This is a genomic window from Streptomyces sp. NPDC059900 (assembly GCF_050270335.1).
Classification (GTDB): Bacteria; Actinomycetota; Actinomycetes; order Streptomycetales; family Streptomycetaceae; genus Streptomyces.
Window position 1 is genome coordinate 1 of sequence record NZ_JBNNJZ010000964.1, and the last position, 1,945, is coordinate 1,945.

3 protein-coding genes are annotated in these 1,945 nt (G+C 70.6%); 2 read left to right on the forward strand and 1 reads right to left on the reverse strand.

The window, feature by feature from the left end:
- Positions 1 to 670: serine hydrolase domain-containing protein (locus tag ACQKIP_RS46215; protein ID WP_427745743.1), on the forward strand; the 670-nt coding region annotated here is incomplete at its 5' end.
- A gap of 24 nt (positions 671 to 694) precedes the next feature.
- On the opposite strand, the gene ACQKIP_RS46220 is transcribed toward ACQKIP_RS46215, so the two are convergent.
- The gene (locus ACQKIP_RS46220; protein WP_365854035.1) at positions 695 to 1,234 is read right to left on the reverse strand and encodes a CGNR zinc finger domain-containing protein; all 540 of its coding nucleotides are present in this window, start codon (positions 1,232 to 1,234) and stop codon (positions 695 to 697) included.
- 92 nt (positions 1,235 to 1,326) lie between these two features.
- On the opposite strand from ACQKIP_RS46220, the gene ACQKIP_RS46225 reads away from it, so the two are divergent.
- Positions 1,327 to 1,945: haloacid dehalogenase type II (locus ACQKIP_RS46225; RefSeq protein WP_427745744.1), on the forward strand; the 619-nt coding region annotated here is incomplete at its 3' end.

The window sequence follows — 1,945 nt, forward strand, 5'->3', positions numbered from 1 at the left end:
TCTGCTGGACATAGCGCTCGCTCATCCGCCGAACTTCCAGCCGGAGCAGGGCAGCAGGCCCGGCAGGCCAGGTGAATGGGACTACTCCGACACCAACTACATCCTCGCCGGGATGATCATCGAGAAGGTCACCGGCGGCAGCTACAAGAAGGCGGTGGATTGCTTGCTCATCAAGCCGCTCGGCCTGCGCGGCACCGAGGTGCCCGGCGCCTCGCCCGAGCTCCCCTCACCGCATGCCACGCACTACTCCACGCTCTTCGCGGACGGGCCGCGCCCCAAGGTGTACGACGTCACGGAGTTCAGCCCCACGGTGGCCTTCTCCGCCGGACAGCTGATCTCCACCGTGGGCGACGTGAACACCTTCCTGGCGGAGTTGCTGGGCGGCAAGCTGCTGCCCGCGGCCCAGCAGCGGGAGTTGCTCGACGCGGTGCCGGTGGACGGCGACCAGGGACACGGCGGTCCGCAGGACGTCTATGGCCTGGGTATCCGGCACTTCAAGCTCGCGGACGACTGCTGGGCGTGGGGCCACGGCGGCATGATCCCCGGTTCCGCGACCAGGACGCTGGCCTCGGCGGACGGCCGGCACGTGATGACGATGAACCGCAACGGCGACTGGGGCGAGCAGAAGCTGGAGGACGCCGCGGTCGTAGCCGAGTTCTGTCAGGACTGAGGGGGCGATTCGAAGCCGGTGGGGTCAGGGCGTGCTGTGCTTGCGGGCGCGGTAGGCGGCGGCTTTGACGCGGTTGCCGCAGGCCTGCATGCCGCACCAGTTGCGACGCGCGCCACGGGAGCGGTCGAGGTAGAGCCGGGAACAGCTGGGACGGCTGCACTCCTTGAGACAGCTGTCGTGGTCGGCGAGCAGGGTGATCGCCCGGCGGGCGACGTGAGCCAGCGCGGCGGGCAGATCCCCCGCCAAATGAAGCCCTGTGTCGCTGAGTTGCACGAGGGGCGGGGGAGCGGCGGCAGCGTTGTTGACGGTGTCCAGGTCGGCCGGGGTGTAGCGGCGGCCTTGCAGGCGGTCGAGAGCGAGCCGGTGGACGGCCTCGCGCAGCCGCAGGGCGGAGGCGAACGTGGCCGGATCGGCGGTCACTTGGTCGGGCAGTTCCTCGCAGGCGAGAACCCACTGCTCAAGGTCGGAGGGAGTGGCCAGGAGGTCGACGGGCCGGTCGTGGCGGGATTCCACAGTGGCGACCAGGTCCAGGGCGGGATTGCCGCTCACGAATGCGAAGTGCACGTCACCATCTTGACCGGTGACGCATCGCCGGGCAAGACTCGTCACCGGTTGAACCGGTGACGCCCTGTGTGCGGGGGCGGAGAGGGGAACGGATGCCAGGGGCCAGCGAGGCAGGGATCGAGGCCGTCGTCTTCGACGTACTGGGAACGATGGTGGACGAGTCGGGAGGGTTGCGTGCGGCCATCGTCGAGGCGGTGTCCGCCTCCGGCGAGGCCCCCGGCGAATCGACGGTCGACCACCTGCTCACGGAGTGGTACGCCCATGTCGACGGCGAGCAGCGGCGCATGGGGGAGGGGGGCCGGGCCTACGCCAACAGTGAGGTCATCGACCGCGAGGCGGCAGAGCACGTGGCCGCCCTTGCCGGGCTCACCGACCCGGCGGCCGTCGAACGCCTGGCCAGAGCGGCGGAGCGCCTGGACCCCTGGGACGACTCGGTCGCCGGCCTGGCCCGCCTGGCCCGCGACTTCCCCGTACTGGGGCTCTCCCACGCGAGCCGCAGGACTCTGCTGCGCCTGAACGCACACACCGGTCTGCGCTGGCACCAGGCCTTGTCCGCCGAGGACGCCCGAGCCCACAAGCCCGCCCCGGAGGTCTACCGACTGGCGATCGAAGCGGCGGGATGCCCGCCCGAGCGCGTAGTGATGGTCGCCGCCCACGCATGGGACCTCCGCGGAGCCCGGGCGGCGGGCATGCGAACGGCCTACGTACAGC